We start from the raw sequence: 14,738 nt of genomic DNA, 5'->3' as shown, positions 1-14,738 counted from the left end.
GGAAGTGTGAGAATCGCGAGAGAACGCGTCACGGTACAGCCGTGCGCGACGAGCGCCAACCTCGGCCCGGGCTTCGACAGCCTCGCCCTCGCCCTCGAGCTTCGTGACCGTTACACGCTTGAGGTCACCACCGGGGAAACCGAGGTCACCATTCGCGGCGAGGGAGCCGGTGAGCTGCCCACCGACGATACCAATCTCATCGTGCGCACGCTGCGCGAAAGCCTCGAATGGGTCGGCGCGCCCCAGATCGGCGTGCGGCTTACGTGCACGAATGTCATTCCCCAGGGCGCAGGGCTCGGCTCGAGCGCCGCGGCGATCGTGGGCGGCATTGCCCTCGCGAGAGCCATAATTCAGGAACCGAATGCGCTCGACGAACGCGCAATGCTCGAGATCGCAACATCGATCGAGGGGCATCCCGATAGTGTCGCCGCCGTTATCCACGGCGGCGTGTGCCTTAGCTATATGGATGGCGAAAATCCCCACACCGTGCGCGTGCGCGTCGCCAATGCTGCCGACGGTCGACCCGTTCTGCGCCCCCTCATCATGTGCCCGAACCGCACGCTTTCGACGACCACGGCTCGCGCGATACTGAGCCCCGAGGTGCGCCGCCGGGACGCGACCCACAACATCGCCCGTGCCGCTCTTCTCGTGCACGCTCTTGCGGAAGACCCCTCACGCCTGTTCGCGGCTACGGCAGACCGCCTCCATCAGGATGAACGCAGCGCCCATATGCCCCAGAGCGTGGGCCTCGTCCACGTGCTGCGCTCGCAGGGCGTTCCCGCCGTGATTTCGGGGGCGGGGCCGACGGTGCTGATCCCTATCGACGCACCGGACGACATCGCGCGCATCGTCCGCGAAGTCGTCGAAGAGCCCGACGACTGGCGCCTCGCGCGCGTGCCGCTTGCACGAGAGGGCATCCACACTGTGTTATCGTGAGGGTGCTCGGCCACGCGAACGTGGCCCCGCCCCCGTTGAAGGCTGGCAAACCGCCCCGCGCAAAGCCACAATCCTTCCCTCGGCGGTAGGCGCTCGCAGAAGAGAACCATCTCATGATGGTCGAGCATTCCTCACACCGACCGGTGCCCCTATTTCGGCGTGAAGCACACGAGCCTCCCGCCCCAGTGCCCGAGTGCGCGTTTTTCCCCGAAAAAGCACGGTCATCTCACGAAACTGAGTACAACCACGGGACACACACCTCAGAAAGGACCCCGGGTGAACGACAACTACACTGACGCCGCCGAGCTTTCGGCAAAGAGGCTCCCTGAGCTTCAGGCCATCGCGACTTCCATGGGCATCCGCGGCGTGCGCAAGCTCCGCAAAGGCGAGCTGATCGAGGCAATCCGTACGGGCAAGGCACCGTCGGCCCCCGCCGCGCGTACCGAAAAGACGAGCCCCTCCGACGACGCGCCCGCGGCTCCCGCTCCTCAGAGCGCTGAGACGGCACAGAAGCCTTCGCGCTCCCGCAATCGCAGCGAGGATCAGGAGCGCGGCGATGCACAGGAGCGCAACACCGAATCCACCGGTGATAGCAACGAACGCGCAGAGCGTCGCCGCGGCGAGCGCCCGCGTCGGGTCGAAGACATCGAGCTTCCCGATTCAGAAACCACGCGCGATCGCCGCAAGGGGGAGCGCCCTGACCGCCGCGAGCGCGGCAACGATAAAGGCCGCGATACCAAGCAGGGCGACCAGAAGAACCGCGATGGCGAAGGCCGCCGCGACGGTCGCAACAACCGCTCCGGCAACGACAGCGACGACAACAACAACGATCGCCGTAGCCGCCGCTCGCGCGGACGAGACCGCAACCGCAACCGCAACCGTCGCGACAACGACAATAACGGCGAGCCGCAGATCCACGAAGACGACGTCCTCGTCAAGGTCGCGGGCATTCTCGACATTCGCGACAACTACGCGTTTGTGCGCACGACCGGCTACCTGCCCGGCCCGAGCGACATCTACGTGTCGATGAACCAGGTGCGCAAGTACGGCCTGCGCAAGGGCGATGCGATCGTCGGCCAGGTCAAGGCGCCGAAGGACGGCGAGGAACAGCAGCGCCAGCAGGATTTCCACCACGGTGGTGGAGGCCGCGGGCGCGGGCGCAACAACAACCGCCACTCGAAGTTTGCGGCGCTCGTAAGCGTCGACACCGTCAACGGAATGACTCCCGAGAAGGCTAAGGCGCGCGTCGAGTTCAACAAGCTCACGCCGCTGTACCCCGATACGTGCCTTCGTCTCGAGAACAAGGCCACGAATTTCACGCCGCGCATCATTGACCTTGTTGCCCCCGTTGGCAAGGGCCAGCGTGGCCTCATCGTCGCGCCTCCGAAGGCGGGTAAGACCATCATCCTCCAGCAGGTCGCCGATGCGATCACGCAGAACAACCCCGAGGTTCACCTCATGGTTGTTCTCGTGGACGAGCGCCCCGAGGAAGTCACCGACATGCAGCGCACGGTCAAGGGCGAGGTCATCGCCTCGACCTTCGATCGCCCCGCCGACGACCACACGACCGTCGCCGAGCTCGCGATTGAGCGCGCGAAGCGCCTCGTGGAAATGGGGCGCGACGTCGTCGTGCTCCTTGACTCGATCACGCGCCTCGGCCGTGCCTACAACCTTGCGGCGCCCGCCTCGGGCCGGATCCTTTCCGGTGGTGTCGATTCCTCGGCGCTTTACCCGCCTAAGCGTTTCTTTGGCGCGGCTCGCAACGTCGAAAATGGCGGCTCGCTCACGATCCTCGCCACAGCCCTCGTGGACACGGGATCGAAGATGGACGAAGTGATCTTCGAAGAGTTCAAGGGCACCGGCAACTGGGAGCTCAAGCTCGACCGCAAGCTCGCTGAGCGCCGCATCTTCCCGGCCGTTGACGTCAATGCCTCGGGAACGCGTCGCGAAGAAGAGCTCATGGGTAACGAGGAGCTCGCCATCATGTGGAAGCTTCGCCGCGTGCTCGGCCAGCTCGAACAGCAGCAGGCGATTGAACTTCTTCTCGAGCGCCTCAAGAAGTCGCAGTCGAACAGCGAATTCCTTCTCGCCGTTTCGAAGACGACCCCGAGCGTTCCTCGCCAGAGCGAATAGCGCCGCTCCGAGCAGGGTCTGTAAGCAGAGTTACAGGCAGCGCACTGGAGCTCGCACGCCCATTCGTGGGAAACTAAACGACGGTTCTGGTTCACGGCCCGCACCTCGGCGCCGACCCAGCGGCCATGATCGAAAAGGAGACATCACATGAAGAAGGGGATTCACCCCGAATACGTGGAGACCACGGTGACCTGCACCTGTGGCAACACGTTCGTGACGCGCAGCACGAAAGCCGACGGAAAGATCAACTCCGAAGTGTGCTCGGCTTGCCACCCGTTCTACACCGGTAAGCAGAAGATTCTTGACACCGGTGGCCGCGTGGCCCGCTTCGAAGCGCGCTACGGCAAGCGCAAGAAGTAGCTTTTCAAAGCGGCGTCGGCACCCCGCCTCCATGTGGGATGCCGGCGCCGCTTTCGCGTACGTAAAACATCCACGCCCGCCCCACCACGCCAAGAAAGACCCTCATGTTTGAGAACGTGTCCTCGCTCGTTGACGAATACTCGGCCCTCGAGCAGCAAATGGCCGACCCGTCCCTCCATAATGACCACAACAAGGCTAAGCGAGTGGGGCGCCGCTACGCCGAACTCGGGCCCGTGGTCAGCACGTACCGCGAATGGCTCACGGCAGGCGAGGATCTCGAAACCGCTCTCGAATTCGCCGAAGAGGACCCCTCGATGGCGGAGGAAGCTGACGCTCTCGAACGCACGCGTGAGGATCTCACGGCGAAGCTCGAAGAGCTGCTTGCCCCGCGCGATCCCAACGATGCTCGTGACGTGATCCTCGAGGTCAAGGCCGGTGCGGGTGGCGATGAGTCCGCGCTCTTTGCCGCGGATCTCGTGCGCATGTACGAGGCGTACGCGACGAAGAATGGCTGGAGCACCGAAATCATCACGGAGACCGAATCGGATCTCGGTGGCTACAAAGACCTCGCGATGTCGATCCGCACGCGAGGCAACGTCGGCCCTGCGGAAGGCGTGTGGGCTCACCTCAAGTACGAAGGCGGTGTGCACCGTGTGCAGCGCGTGCCCGTGACCGAGTCGCAGGGGCGCATTCACACCTCGGCCGTCGGTGTCCTCGTCGTCCCCGAAGCCGATGAGGCAGATGAAGACGAGTTCCTCGCCGAACAGCTACACCCGAACAATCTTCGCATCGACGTCTATCGTTCCTCCGGCCCCGGTGGCCAGAGTGTGAACACGACCGACTCGGCCGTTCGCATTACGCACCTGCCTACGGGACTCGTCGTGAGCTGTCAGAACGAAAAGAGCCAGCTCCAAAACAAGGAGCAGGCGATGCGCATCCTCCGCTCGCGCCTGCTCGATGCCGTACACGCTGAGCAGGAAGCGGAAGCCTCGGCGACGCGCCGCTCCCAGGTGCGCACCGTGGATCGCTCCGAGCGCATCCGGACCTACAACTTCCCCGAAAATCGCATCGCCGATCACCGCACCGGGTACAAGGCGAATAACCTCGATCAGGTGCTCAACGGCGAACTCGATCCGGTCGTAAAATCGCTCATGGATGCCGACCGTGAAGCGATGCTCGCCGCCGCGGGTTCGAACGAGTAAGAGCACGTGAACGAACACCGTGCCCCCGCTGCACACAACGGCCTGAGCGTTTCGCAGCGAGTGGCGCTCGCACGCCGAGGAGCACGCGCGCGGCTTCACGCGGCCGGCATCGCTTCAGCCGAAGCCGAAGCGCGGCTCATCGTTCTCCATGCAGCGCAGGCCGAGACTTCCCTCGTGCTCCTCGACCAGCTCCCCGAGACTTTCGAGGCGGACGTCGAGGCGATCCTCGCGCGACGCGAAAAGCGCGAGCCCCTTCAGCTGATCCTCGGACAAGCCCCCTTTCGGCATCTCACACTCGAGACCGCCCGCGGCGTGTTCATCCCGCGGCCCGAGACCGAAACGGCACTCGACATCGCCCACGACTGGGTGCGCGAGGAAGGCCGGCAAGCGTCGGACCCACTGCACGCCCTCGATGCCTGCACCGGAAGTGGGACCCTCGCCGCAGCGCTCCTTGACGAATTCCCCGCCGCCCGCGTGAGCGCGTTCGACGTGAACCCGCGTGCCGTGGAACTTGCGCAGCGCAACTGCGCAGCAGCCGGGCTGGGGCGCTTCCGCGTCTTTCAGGCCGAACTGCCCACCGGTCTCACTGGGCTCGACGGTTTCATCGACACGCACATTCCTGAGCGTCCGCTCGACCTCATCCTCGCGAACCCGCCCTATATTCCCGCGCGCGCGATTCCCGCCGAGGCCGAGGTGCGCGAGTACGACCCGCACGAAGCATTGTTCGGGGGAGGGGAGAGCGGCCTCGACGTTCCTCGCGCCGTGATCAACCTTGCCGCGCGCGTGCTGCGGCCACGAGGCCTGCTCATCATGGAGCACGACGAAAGCCAGGGAGCGCCGACGCGGGCCCTCGCCGCAGAGACACAGAGTTTTGACACGATTGAGACCACGCGCGACCTCACGGGACGCGACCGCTTCCTCGTGGCGCGCGCAGCACAACAAGTGAGAGAATGACGCACGTGAGCGTATACGACTACACCGACGAATCCACGCGTGACGAAGCCCTTGAGGCTGCTGCCACCGCGGTCAAGGATGGCAAACTGATCGTTTTGCCGACCGACACCGTGTACGGCATCGGCGCCGACGCCTTTAATGAAGACGCCGTACAGGCGCTCCTCGACGCGAAGGGGCGAGGCCGCGAATTCCCGCCGCCCGTACTCATCGGCGACCCGAATGTCATGCACGCGCTCGGGTTCGATATTCCGCCGATCATCGAAGACCTCGTCGAGGAATACTGGCCCGGCGCGCTCACGGTGATCGTTAAAGCCCAGCCGTCTTTGCACTGGGACCTCGGCAACACCAAAGGCACCGTCGCGTTGCGGATGCCCGATCACGAGGCCGCAATTGCACTGCTCAAGAAAACGGGACCGCTCGCCGTTTCGAGCGCGAACAAGCACGGCGGCGATGCCGCCAAGAGCGTCATGGATGCGGCCGTGCAACTCGGCGACGCGGTTGAGGTGTACGTCGATGGCGGCAAGAGTCGCATCGGCGAGTCCTCCACGATCATCGACGCGACCGTGAATCCGCCCGAAATCCTCCGTCGCGGCGCACTGAGCGAAGAGGAGATCGTCGCGAAGTTCGGCGAGATTTTCACCCCCGAAAAGCCCGTAAGACCCGAAGACGAACGAGAAGGCGAGGGGGCCGAGGCACCCCAAGAACAGTCACCTGCCGGCGAGGATAAGGCTGACGCTTGAGGGTTTACCTCTTTCTCCTGCTCATCGCAGCGGCCGTCACCTATCTCGTGACGCCCGCGGCGCGCGTCGTTGCACGGCGCATCGGTGCAATGACCGCCGTTCGTGAACGCGATGTGCACAGGGACGTGACACCGCGTCTCGGTGGAGTAGCGATGTTCGCGGGGGTCGCGGTCGCGATGCTTCTTGCCTCGAACGTGCCCTTCCTCGAACCGATCTTTCGGGGCTCGTTCAAGGTGTGGTCGATCCTCATCGCGGGTGGGCTCATATGCCTGCTTGGCGGCCTCGACGACAAATTCGACCTCGATTGGCTGACGAAGCTCGCCGGTCAAGTGCTCATCGCGCTCTTCGTTGCCTCGCAAGGAGTGCAACTCAGGACCCTCCCGATCGGTGGCCTCACGCTCATTTCCGCTCGCTCATCGCTCATCTTGACCGTCATTGTGATTGTGGCAGCGATGAACGCCGTGAACTTCATCGATGGGCTCGACGGCCTCGCCTCCGGAGTCATGGCGATCGGCGGAGTGGCCTTCTTCATTTACGCCTACCTCCTCACGCGAGACGTTTCCTCCACCGACTACTCCTCGATGGCGGCTCTCATCACTGCGGTCATGATCGGGGCGTGCCTTGGGTTCCTGCCTCACAACTTTTCCAAAGCACGCATCTTCATGGGGGATTCGGGAGCCCTCTTTCTCGGTCTCTTGTTGGTCTCGGCAACCATCGCCGTCACGGGCCAGGTCGATCCAGCTCGCCTCGCCCCCTCCGATGCCTTTGGCCAGCTTCTCCCGATCCTCATGCCCGTGGGTGTGATGATCCTTCCAGCCCTCGATATGGTGCTCGCGGTTGTCCGGCGCGTGGGAAGTGGGAAATCGCCGTTTCATGCCGACCGTCGGCACCTGCACCACCGCCTTTTGAACCTGGGGCACTCGAAACTCGGCGCTGTACTCATCATGTACACGTGGACGGCACTCGTGTCGCTGTGCCTGCTCGCGCCCGTGTTTTTCGAAGCGAAGACAGCCTCGTTTATTTGGATCGGCTCGCTCGTCGTCGCTATAGTCGTGACGCTTGACCCCCTGCGAGCACTCCATCGTGCTCGCCGTAACCAGGACGTGGAGAAAACCGCATGAGCACCGCAGAGAAGAACCGCGCGTACAACAACGCACTGGTGCAAAAAGCGATCGTGAGCGCGGTGATCGTGGGGGCCGTCATCGCTGCCGTCGTTGTGCTCGTTGCCTGGATCGGCTTCGATCCGCTCGCCCGCAACGGCGCGATCGTCGGTGCTCTTCTCTCTCTAGTGGTGACGCTGCCAGCGCTCATCGTCGCGTACTGGGGTATCGCCCAGAGCCCGCTCATCATGCTCGGAACGGTTGCGTGCACGTGGGGAGGCAAAATGCTTGCTCTCATCCTGTGCCTCATCCTGCTCAAAGGGGAGACATGGCTCTCAATGCCGTGGGTGGGAATTGCGCTTCTCTTCGGCGCCGTCGCCCCGATTGCGGTCGAAGGAGCGCTGCTTGCGCGAACACGCCCGAAAATTGAGGTGTAAGAGGCACCGAACTGAGTCAAAAGTCCGTCTCGTCCTCTGTTATATTGATTCAGAATGCTGAGCGAATAGCGGTGCAGCCTGCACAGGTGCTGAATGCACGTGCACGGCGCCCAAGCCGCCTCGAACAGATCGTCCCATGCCCGTGGCGCGCGAAACGCACGCCGACAACTCTGGAGTAAGAGCAGTTGATTCCTAGCGAAACTTCGCGCCTTGTCGCTGAAGGTGGGCTGGATTTTCACACCCCTTCCCTCGCCGACTTTTTCCCCGATGCGATTCTCTTTGCGGGCACCCCGTTTGAGTTCAACCGCGTGCAGCTCATTCGCCTCATCGTGGTCGTGGGATGCCTCGCGATCACGTACGCGATCGCCTCACGCGCCAAGGTTGTGCCGGGGCGCATCCAAAGCATCTTCGAGCTCTTCATGGGCTTCATTCGCGACAATGCGATCGAGCCCGTGCTCGGTAAGGCAAAGGGGCGCCGCTTCGCTCCCATGCTCTACACGCTCTTCTTCCTCATTCTCGCGATGAACCTTGCCGGCGTGACCCCGGGTCTCAACCTCGCGGGCACCTCCGTGATCGGCATGCCGTTCCTCCTCGCGATGTGGACCTTCGGCACCTACGTGTACTGCGGCATGAAGCAGCACGGCTTCCTCGGCTACTTCAAGCACGAAACGATGCCCCCGGGCGTGCCGAAGCCCGTGTATATCCTGCTCGCCCCGATCGAGTTCCTCCAGCTCGCCGTCGTGCGCTGGTTCTCGCTCACCGTGCGTCTTCTCGCCAACATGGTCGCGGGCCACATGATGCTCGTCGTGTTCATCTCCCTCACGCAAGCGATCTTGTTCTCAGGGACGTGGCTCATTGCCGCGACCCCTTTCGCGGGGGCTTTCGCACTCGGCATTTTCGGCTTCGAAATCTTCGTTGCCCTTCTGCAGGCCTTTATCTTCACTACGCTGTCAGCCGTGTACATCAACATGGCGACGAGCGAAAGCCACTAAGGCGTCTAAATTTTTCCGATTTTCCACCCCGAGCTTCGGCTCACAACCGAAACCCTGCCCGGCAATGCGGCAGAAAACTGAAAGGAATACCCTCGTGGGCACCACCATCCTCGCTGAAATCAACGGCAACCTCTCCTCGCTCAGCTACGGCATCGCCGCTTTCGGCCCGGCCCTCGGCCTCGGCCTGATCGGTGCTAAGACCGTCGAGTCGATGGCGCGCCAGCCCGAGATCCGCGGTTCGCTTCAGACCACGATGCTTATCGCCATGGCGTTCGTCGAGATCATCGCGCTCCTCGCGGTTGTGACCGGCCTCCTCTTCTCCTGAGGTTAATTCCGAATGTATCTGGCAAGTGGAGAAGGAAAGGTCAGCAAGTACGCCTTGCTGATCCCCGAGGTTCCCGAAATTATTTGGAGCGCCGTCTTCATCCTCATCTTTGCCTTCGTATTCATGAAGTTCGTGCTCCCGAAGATGAACGGGGTTCTCGACGAGCGAGCAGCGAAGATCGAGGGAGGAATCCGTAAGGCGGAGGAGGCCCAGTACGAGGCCGATCGTCTCAAGGCAATGCAGGAAAGCGAACTCGCTGCTGCACGCCGTGAAGCCGCAGAGATGCGCGAGAAGGCCCGCGAAGAGGGCACTCGCATCATCGAAGAGGCACGTACGCGCGCAAGCCTCGAGACCGAACGCATGATCGGGCTCGGCAAGCAGCAGATCGAAGCTGAACAGGCGCAGGCAAGCGCCGAGCTTCGCGGTGAGGTTGGCTCGCTCGCGAGTACCCTCGCCTCGAAGATCGTTGGCGAATCGCTCACCGATGATGAGCGTTCGCGCCGCGTGATCGATCGGTTCCTCGACGAGCTCGAATCGTCGACGGCGGCGAAGTAAGGAAGGCACAGCACATGCGCGGAGTTTCCGCCAAGTCGCTCCAGAGCGTGCTACGGCGCGCAGCGGAGTCCACCTCGGCGAACACCCCTAGCACCGAGATCGCGAGCGAGCTCTTCGAAGCCGTGCGCGTCATTGACTCGAGCAACCAGCTCGTGCGCCTCTTGAGCGACCCCGGTCGCGATGAGGACCTCAAGGCCGATGTCGTGCGGCGCCTCTTTGGCGGCCGCGTGAGCGAGGCCGCTCTCGAGGTTCTTCTTGAGGCCTCGCGGTGCACGTGGTCCGAGCAAAACCACCTCCTCGAGGGCATCGAGTTCGCGGGTGTTTCGCTCGTTCTCGATGAAGCTCGAGGGCGCGGCACGGCGCACACCGTTGAAGAAGAACTTTTTCAGGTTGCGCGCCTCGTCGAGGACACCCCTGAGCTGTCCGAAGCATTCGACTCTAAGCGCGACGACGTTCCGGCGCGCGTAGGGATCACCGAACGTCTTCTGGGCGGCAAGGTGGATAAGGCGACCGTCTCACTCGCCGCGCAAGCGGTGAGCTTCGAGCCCGAAGCCAAGGTTCCCGCCCGTCTGCTCGAGTTCGCGAACTTCGCGAGCGCCGAACGCGACCGCCGCTCCGGCGTCGTCACGAGCGCGATCGCGTTGAGCCCCGAGCAGCAGGAACGCCTCACGCGCATCCTCTCCGCCCGTTACGGCGGCGAGCTGAGCCTGAATTACGAGATCGACCCGAGCGTGATTGGCGGCCTCCGCATCACCATCGGCGACGACCTCTACGACGCCACGATCTTCGGCCGTGTTCGCGATGCTCGCGAACGCATTTCCGCCTAAGAATCACCAACGAGAACACGTATCACCCCTCCCGGTACCACCGGGAATGACCAAGAAGGAAGCGGAGCGCGATGGCCGAGCTCACCATTCGTCCCGAAGACATCCGGGACGCTCTCGACACTGCGGTGTCGAATTACCAGCCCCAGAACGCAGGTCGCGAAGAAATCGGCCGCGTCACCGAATCAGCAGACGGCATTGCACGCGTCTCGGGCCTGCCGAACCTCATGGCAAACGAACTCGTGCGCTTCGAGGACGGCACGCTTGGCCTCGCTCTTAACCTCGAACTTCGCGAGGTCGGCGTCGTTGTGCTCGGTGAATTCACCGGCATCGAGGAAGGGCAGGAGGTGCGCCGCACCGGGGAGGTCCTTTCGGTTCCCGTTGGCGACGGCTACCTCGGCCGCGTCGTTGACCCGATGGGCCGCCCGATCGACGGCCTTGGCGAGATCGCGACGACCGGCCGCCGCGCCCTCGAACTTCAGGCCCCCAGCGTTATGCAGCGCAAGAGCGTGAAGGAGCCTCTCCAGACCGGCATCAAGGCCATTGACTCGATGACCCCGATCGGTCGAGGCCAGCGTCAGCTCATCATCGGCGACCGCCAGACCGGTAAGACCACGATCGCGGTCGATACGATCCTCAATCAGAAGGCTAACTGGGAATCGGGCGACCCCGAACAGCAGGTGCGCTGCATCTACGTCGCCGTCGGCCAGAAGGGCTCGACGATCGCTTCAGTGCGTGCGACCCTCGAGGAAAACGGCGCGCTCGAATACACGACCATCGTTGCGGCCCCGGCTTCGGATCCAGCCGGCTTCAAGTACATCGCGCCCTACGCGGGCTCGGCGATCGGCCAGCACTGGATGTATGAAGGCAAGCACGTCCTCATCGTGTTCGACGACCTGTCAAAGCAGGCTGAGGCCTACCGCGCCGTGTCGCTTCTTCTTCGCCGTCCGCCGGGCCGCGAGGCATACCCGGGCGACGTCTTCTTCCTCCACTCACGTCTGCTCGAGCGCTGCGCAAAGCTCTCGGACGACATGGGCGGTGGCTCGATGACCGGTCTCCCGATCATCGAAACGAAGGCAAACGACGTCTCGGCCTACATTCCGACCAACGTCATTTCGATCACCGACGGCCAGTGCTTCCTCCAGTCGGACCTGTTCAACGCGAACCAGCGCCCCGCCGTGGACGTCGGCATCTCAGTGTCGCGCGTCGGCGGCTCGGCTCAGACCAAGGCCATGAAGGGCGTCTCCGGTACCCTCAAGATCTCGCTCGCGCAGTACCGCGACCTCGAGGCGTTCGCGATGTTCGCTTCGGACCTCGATGCCGCTTCGAAGCAGCAGCTTGCGCGCGGTGCTCGCCTGACCGAGCTCCTCAAGCAGGGCCAGGCCAACCCCATGCCCATGGAGGAGCAGGTTGTGTCGATCTGGGCCGGCACGCGCGGCAAGCTCGACGACATCGAAGTTGACGAGATCCTCGAGTTCGAAGAGCGCCTGCACGAGTTCCTGCGCCACAACGGCACGATCCTCGAAACGATCCGCGAGACCAAGAAGTTCTCCCCGGAGACCGAAGCGGAACTCGAGACCGTGATCGAGAACGTCAAGCGCGACTACTTCGCTGCAAAGCAGAAGGATGCCGTGTACGACAACACCGGCGTGATCGAAGACGAGGACATCGAGCAAGAGTCGATCCTGAAGTCCTCCAAGTAGTGGCGGATGTTCGAGAAATAGAACGTTAGTCACGAGGGAGAGATATGGGAGCCCAGCAAAGGGAATACAAGAAGCGGATCGGCTCCGCGAAGGGCATGAAGAAAATCTTCCAGGCCCAGGAAATGATCGCGGCTGCCCGAATCTCGAAGGCACACGCACGCGTGCAGGCCACGACCCCGTACGCGAAAGCGATTACGGACGCGATTGCCTCGGTCGTTCAGCACGCGGAGGAGACGAACCACCCGTTCCTTGAAGCGGATCGCTCGTTCTCCAACCGCGTCGGTGTTCTCCTCATTACCTCGGATCGCGGCATGGCCGGTTCCTACTCGCCAAGCGCGATTCGCGAGGCCGAACACCTCACGAATAAGCTGCGCGAAGAGGGCAAGCAGCCGGTCCTGTACGTCGTTGGCCGCAAGGGCGACTCGTACTACCGCTTCCGCAACCGTCCCGCTGAAAAGTCGTGGATTGGTGTCAAAGAGGAAGACCTTCCGAAGCTCGGTCGTGAAATCTCGGCGCTCTTTCGCGAGGCACTCCTTGCGGAAGAGGTCGAGGAGCACCTCGATGAGCTGTATGTCGTGGGGCACCGGTTCACGAATCGTTTCCGCCAGGATGTGAACGTCGTGCGCCTCGTCCCGCTCCAGCTGAGTGCCGACGGTGCCGAGAGCCGGTTGACCCGCCAGTACCCGCTGTATGAGTACACGCCGAGCGCCGATGAGGTGTTCGAGCAGCTCGTGCCGCGGTACGTTGAATCGCGCATCATCAATATCCTTCTGCAGTCAATCGCGTCGGAGCACGCGAGCAGGCAGAAGGCGATGAAGACCGCGACCGACAATGCGGAAACGCAGATTCAGAAGTTCACTCGCCTTGCGAACTCCGCTCGCCAGGCCGAGATCACGCAAGAAATTACGGAGATCGTGGGCGGAGCGGACGCCCTCAATGCCTCCGGCAGGAAAGAACGCTGAGCGAGAAAGCACATTTGGAGTAGAAGAATGACCATCACCGAAAACGCCCCGGCTCAGACCGAGGCTAGCGCCGCCATCGGTCGTGTCGCTCGCGTGACCGGCGCCGTTGTCGACGTCGAATTCCCCGCGGGCCAGATCCCCGACATGTACAACGCGCTCGTCACCGAGATCGAGCTGCCCACTGGCGACGAGGACGGTGGCTCAGCCACCCAGACCCTCACGCTTGAGGTTGCCCAGCACCTCGGCGACGGCATGGTGCGAGGAATCGCCCTCAAGCCGACCGACGGCCTCGTGCGCGGCCAGGCCGTGCGCGACACGGGCGCGCCAATCTCCGTCCCCGTTGGCGACTTCACCCTCGGGCGCGTGTTCGACGTTGTCGGCAACGTGCTCAACGGAGAAGAGGGCGAGAAGTTCGAGATCAACGAACGCTGGCCCATTCACCGCAAGGCCCCGAACTTCGATCAGCTCGAGTCGAAGACCCAGATGTTCGAGACCGGCATCAAGTCGATCGACCTGCTGACGCCCTACGTGCAGGGCGGCAAGATTGGTCTGTTCGGCGGCGCCGGCGTGGGCAAGACCGTTCTCATCCAGGAAATGATTTACCGCGTGGCGAACAACCACGACGGTGTCTCGGTGTTCGCGGGTGTTGGTGAACGTACCCGTGAAGGTTGGGACCTCATCGAAGAAATGACCGAATCGGGCGTGATCGAGAAGACCGCTCTTGTGTTCGGCCAGATGGACGAGCCGCCGGGCACGCGTCTTCGCGTGGCGCTTTCGGCGCTGACGATGGCGGAGTACTTCCGTGACGTCCAGAACCAGGACGTGCTCCTGTTCATCGACAACATCTTCCGCTTCACGCAGGCGGGCTCTGAGGTGTCGACGCTGCTCGGCCGTATGCCGTCGGCAGTGGGTTACCAGCCGAACCTCGCGGACGAGATGGGTGTGCTCCAGGAGCGCATTACCTCGACCCGCGGCCACTCGATTACGTCGATGCAGGCGATTTACGTTCCCGCTGACGACTACACCGACCCGGCTCCGGCCACGACCTTCGCGCACCTTGACGCAACGACCGAGCTGAGCCGTGAGATCGCCTCGCGTGGTCTGTACCCCGCGATTGATCCGCTCGCCTCGACCTCGCGCATCCTCGACCCGCGCTACATCGGGCAGGATCACTACGATGTTGCGGTTCGCGTCAAGCAGATTCTCCAGCGCAACAAGGAGCTTCAAGACATCATCGCGATGCTCGGTGTCGATGAGCTTTCCGAAGAGGACAAGGTCATCGTGGCGCGCGCACGCCGCATCCAGCAGTTCCTTTCGCAGAACACCCACATGGCGAAGCAGTTCACCGGCGTCGACGGCTCGGACGTCCCGCTGCGCGACACCATCGAAGGGTTCAAGGGCATCTGCGACGGCGAGTTCGACCACATCGCCGAGCAGGCGTTCTTCAACGTCGGTGGTATCGACGATGTGCTTCGTAACTGGGACCGCATCCAGAAGGAAACCTCGAAGTGAGCG

Annotated in this window: 15 protein-coding genes; all 15 read left to right on the top strand. The window is 63.0% G+C overall.

What is annotated here, in order from left to right; all coding sequences use genetic code 11:
• Nucleotides 1-6 precede the first annotated feature (6 nt).
• The 15 genes from thrB to atpD all read left to right on the top strand — a co-directional run bounded on the left by thrB (nucleotide 7) and on the right by atpD (nucleotide 14,735).
• A complete protein-coding gene (gene thrB / locus FXY94_RS09545; RefSeq protein WP_016664824.1) occupies nucleotides 7-936 on the top strand; it encodes a homoserine kinase in 930 nt (309 codons plus the stop codon).
• Nucleotides 937-1,212: 276 nt separating this feature from the next.
• Nucleotides 1,213-3,069, top strand: a complete 1,857-nt coding sequence (gene rho / locus FXY94_RS09540; protein ID WP_016664823.1) for a transcription termination factor Rho — start codon at nucleotides 1,213-1,215, stop codon at nucleotides 3,067-3,069.
• A 147-nt stretch (nucleotides 3,070-3,216) separates the two neighbouring features.
• Entirely contained in the window at nucleotides 3,217-3,429 is a 213-nt protein-coding gene (gene rpmE / locus FXY94_RS09535; RefSeq protein ID WP_016664822.1) for a 50S ribosomal protein L31, read from the top strand.
• 104 nt (nucleotides 3,430-3,533) lie between these two features.
• Nucleotides 3,534-4,631, top strand: a complete 1,098-nt coding sequence (gene prfA, locus FXY94_RS09530; RefSeq protein WP_016664821.1) for a peptide chain release factor 1 — start codon at nucleotides 3,534-3,536, stop codon at nucleotides 4,629-4,631.
• 6 nt (nucleotides 4,632-4,637) lie between these two features.
• Nucleotides 4,638-5,585: a peptide chain release factor N(5)-glutamine methyltransferase gene (gene prmC / locus FXY94_RS09525; RefSeq protein ID WP_016664820.1), complete on the top strand. Its 948-nt coding sequence runs from the start codon at nucleotides 4,638-4,640 to the stop codon at nucleotides 5,583-5,585.
• On the top strand, nucleotides 5,582-6,325 hold the full coding sequence (locus FXY94_RS09520; RefSeq protein WP_016664819.1) for an L-threonylcarbamoyladenylate synthase: 744 nt from the start codon (nucleotides 5,582-5,584) through the stop codon (nucleotides 6,323-6,325). The genes prmC and FXY94_RS09520 overlap by 4 nt, the downstream gene beginning before the upstream one ends.
• Nucleotides 6,322-7,446: a glycosyltransferase family 4 protein gene (locus FXY94_RS09515; protein WP_016664818.1), complete on the top strand. Its 1,125-nt coding sequence runs from the start codon at nucleotides 6,322-6,324 to the stop codon at nucleotides 7,444-7,446. The genes FXY94_RS09520 and FXY94_RS09515 overlap by 4 nt, the downstream gene beginning before the upstream one ends.
• Nucleotides 7,443-7,862 carry a hypothetical protein gene (locus FXY94_RS09510; protein ID WP_016664817.1) on the top strand — a complete coding sequence of 140 codons (420 nt, stop codon included), beginning with the start codon at nucleotides 7,443-7,445 and terminating at the stop codon, nucleotides 7,860-7,862. Before FXY94_RS09515 ends, FXY94_RS09510 begins: the two co-directional genes overlap by 4 nt.
• A 185-nt stretch (nucleotides 7,863-8,047) precedes the next feature.
• Nucleotides 8,048-8,854, top strand: coding sequence for a F0F1 ATP synthase subunit A (gene atpB, locus FXY94_RS09505; protein ID WP_016664816.1), 807 nt, complete (start codon nucleotides 8,048-8,050; stop codon nucleotides 8,852-8,854).
• 64 nt (nucleotides 8,855-8,918) lie between these two features.
• Nucleotides 8,919-9,179, top strand: a complete 261-nt coding sequence (atpE, locus tag FXY94_RS09500) for an ATP synthase F0 subunit C (RefSeq protein ID WP_276546606.1) — start codon at nucleotides 8,919-8,921, stop codon at nucleotides 9,177-9,179.
• A gap of 12 nt (nucleotides 9,180-9,191) precedes the next feature.
• Nucleotides 9,192-9,734 (top strand): F0F1 ATP synthase subunit B, encoded by a 543-nt coding sequence (locus tag FXY94_RS09495; RefSeq protein WP_016664814.1) that lies wholly within the window; start codon nucleotides 9,192-9,194, stop codon nucleotides 9,732-9,734.
• A gap of 14 nt (nucleotides 9,735-9,748) precedes the next feature.
• Nucleotides 9,749-10,561, top strand: a complete 813-nt coding sequence (locus FXY94_RS09490; RefSeq protein WP_016664813.1) for a F0F1 ATP synthase subunit delta — start codon at nucleotides 9,749-9,751, stop codon at nucleotides 10,559-10,561.
• A 71-nt stretch (nucleotides 10,562-10,632) separates the two neighbouring features.
• Nucleotides 10,633-12,261 carry a F0F1 ATP synthase subunit alpha gene (gene atpA / locus FXY94_RS09485; RefSeq protein ID WP_016664812.1) on the top strand — a complete coding sequence of 543 codons (1,629 nt, stop codon included), beginning with the start codon at nucleotides 10,633-10,635 and terminating at the stop codon, nucleotides 12,259-12,261.
• 44 nt (nucleotides 12,262-12,305) lie between these two features.
• Complete coding sequence (locus tag FXY94_RS09480) at nucleotides 12,306-13,223, top strand: F0F1 ATP synthase subunit gamma (protein WP_016664811.1); 918 nt, start codon at nucleotides 12,306-12,308, stop codon at nucleotides 13,221-13,223.
• Between the two features lie 27 nt (nucleotides 13,224-13,250).
• Nucleotides 13,251-14,735 (top strand): F0F1 ATP synthase subunit beta, encoded by a 1,485-nt coding sequence (atpD, locus tag FXY94_RS09475; protein ID WP_016664810.1) that lies wholly within the window; start codon nucleotides 13,251-13,253, stop codon nucleotides 14,733-14,735.
• Nucleotides 14,736-14,738 lie beyond the last annotated feature (3 nt).

It is taken from the genome of Dermabacter jinjuensis, from assembly GCF_902381725.1.
In the GTDB taxonomy this organism is placed as follows: domain Bacteria; phylum Actinomycetota; class Actinomycetes; order Actinomycetales; family Dermabacteraceae; genus Dermabacter; species Dermabacter hominis.
The sequence above is the reverse complement of the archived record's forward strand: the minus strand, read 5'-3'. Positions and strand labels throughout refer to the sequence as shown.

What these genes read in the sequence shown, in the direction of transcription:
- atpD (WP_016664810.1), top strand. Translation starts at nt 13,251, where the DNA reads ATGACCATCACCGAAAACGCCCCGGCTCAGACCGAGGCTAGCGCCGCC.
- prfA (WP_016664821.1), top strand. Translation starts at nt 3,534, where the DNA reads ATGTTTGAGAACGTGTCCTCGCTCGTTGACGAATACTCGGCCCTCGAG.
- rpmE (WP_016664822.1), top strand. Translation starts at nt 3,217, where the DNA reads ATGAAGAAGGGGATTCACCCCGAATACGTGGAGACCACGGTGACCTGC.
- FXY94_RS09520 (WP_016664819.1), top strand. Translation starts at nt 5,582, where the DNA reads ATGACGCACGTGAGCGTATACGACTACACCGACGAATCCACGCGTGAC.
- FXY94_RS09480 (WP_016664811.1), top strand. Translation starts at nt 12,306, where the DNA reads ATGGGAGCCCAGCAAAGGGAATACAAGAAGCGGATCGGCTCCGCGAAG.
- FXY94_RS09495 (WP_016664814.1), top strand. Translation starts at nt 9,192, where the DNA reads ATGTATCTGGCAAGTGGAGAAGGAAAGGTCAGCAAGTACGCCTTGCTG.
- atpE (WP_276546606.1), top strand. Translation starts at nt 8,919, where the DNA reads ATGCGGCAGAAAACTGAAAGGAATACCCTCGTGGGCACCACCATCCTC.
- FXY94_RS09510 (WP_016664817.1), top strand. Translation starts at nt 7,443, where the DNA reads ATGAGCACCGCAGAGAAGAACCGCGCGTACAACAACGCACTGGTGCAA.
- atpA (WP_016664812.1), top strand. Translation starts at nt 10,633, where the DNA reads ATGGCCGAGCTCACCATTCGTCCCGAAGACATCCGGGACGCTCTCGAC.
- FXY94_RS09490 (WP_016664813.1), top strand. Translation starts at nt 9,749, where the DNA reads ATGCGCGGAGTTTCCGCCAAGTCGCTCCAGAGCGTGCTACGGCGCGCA.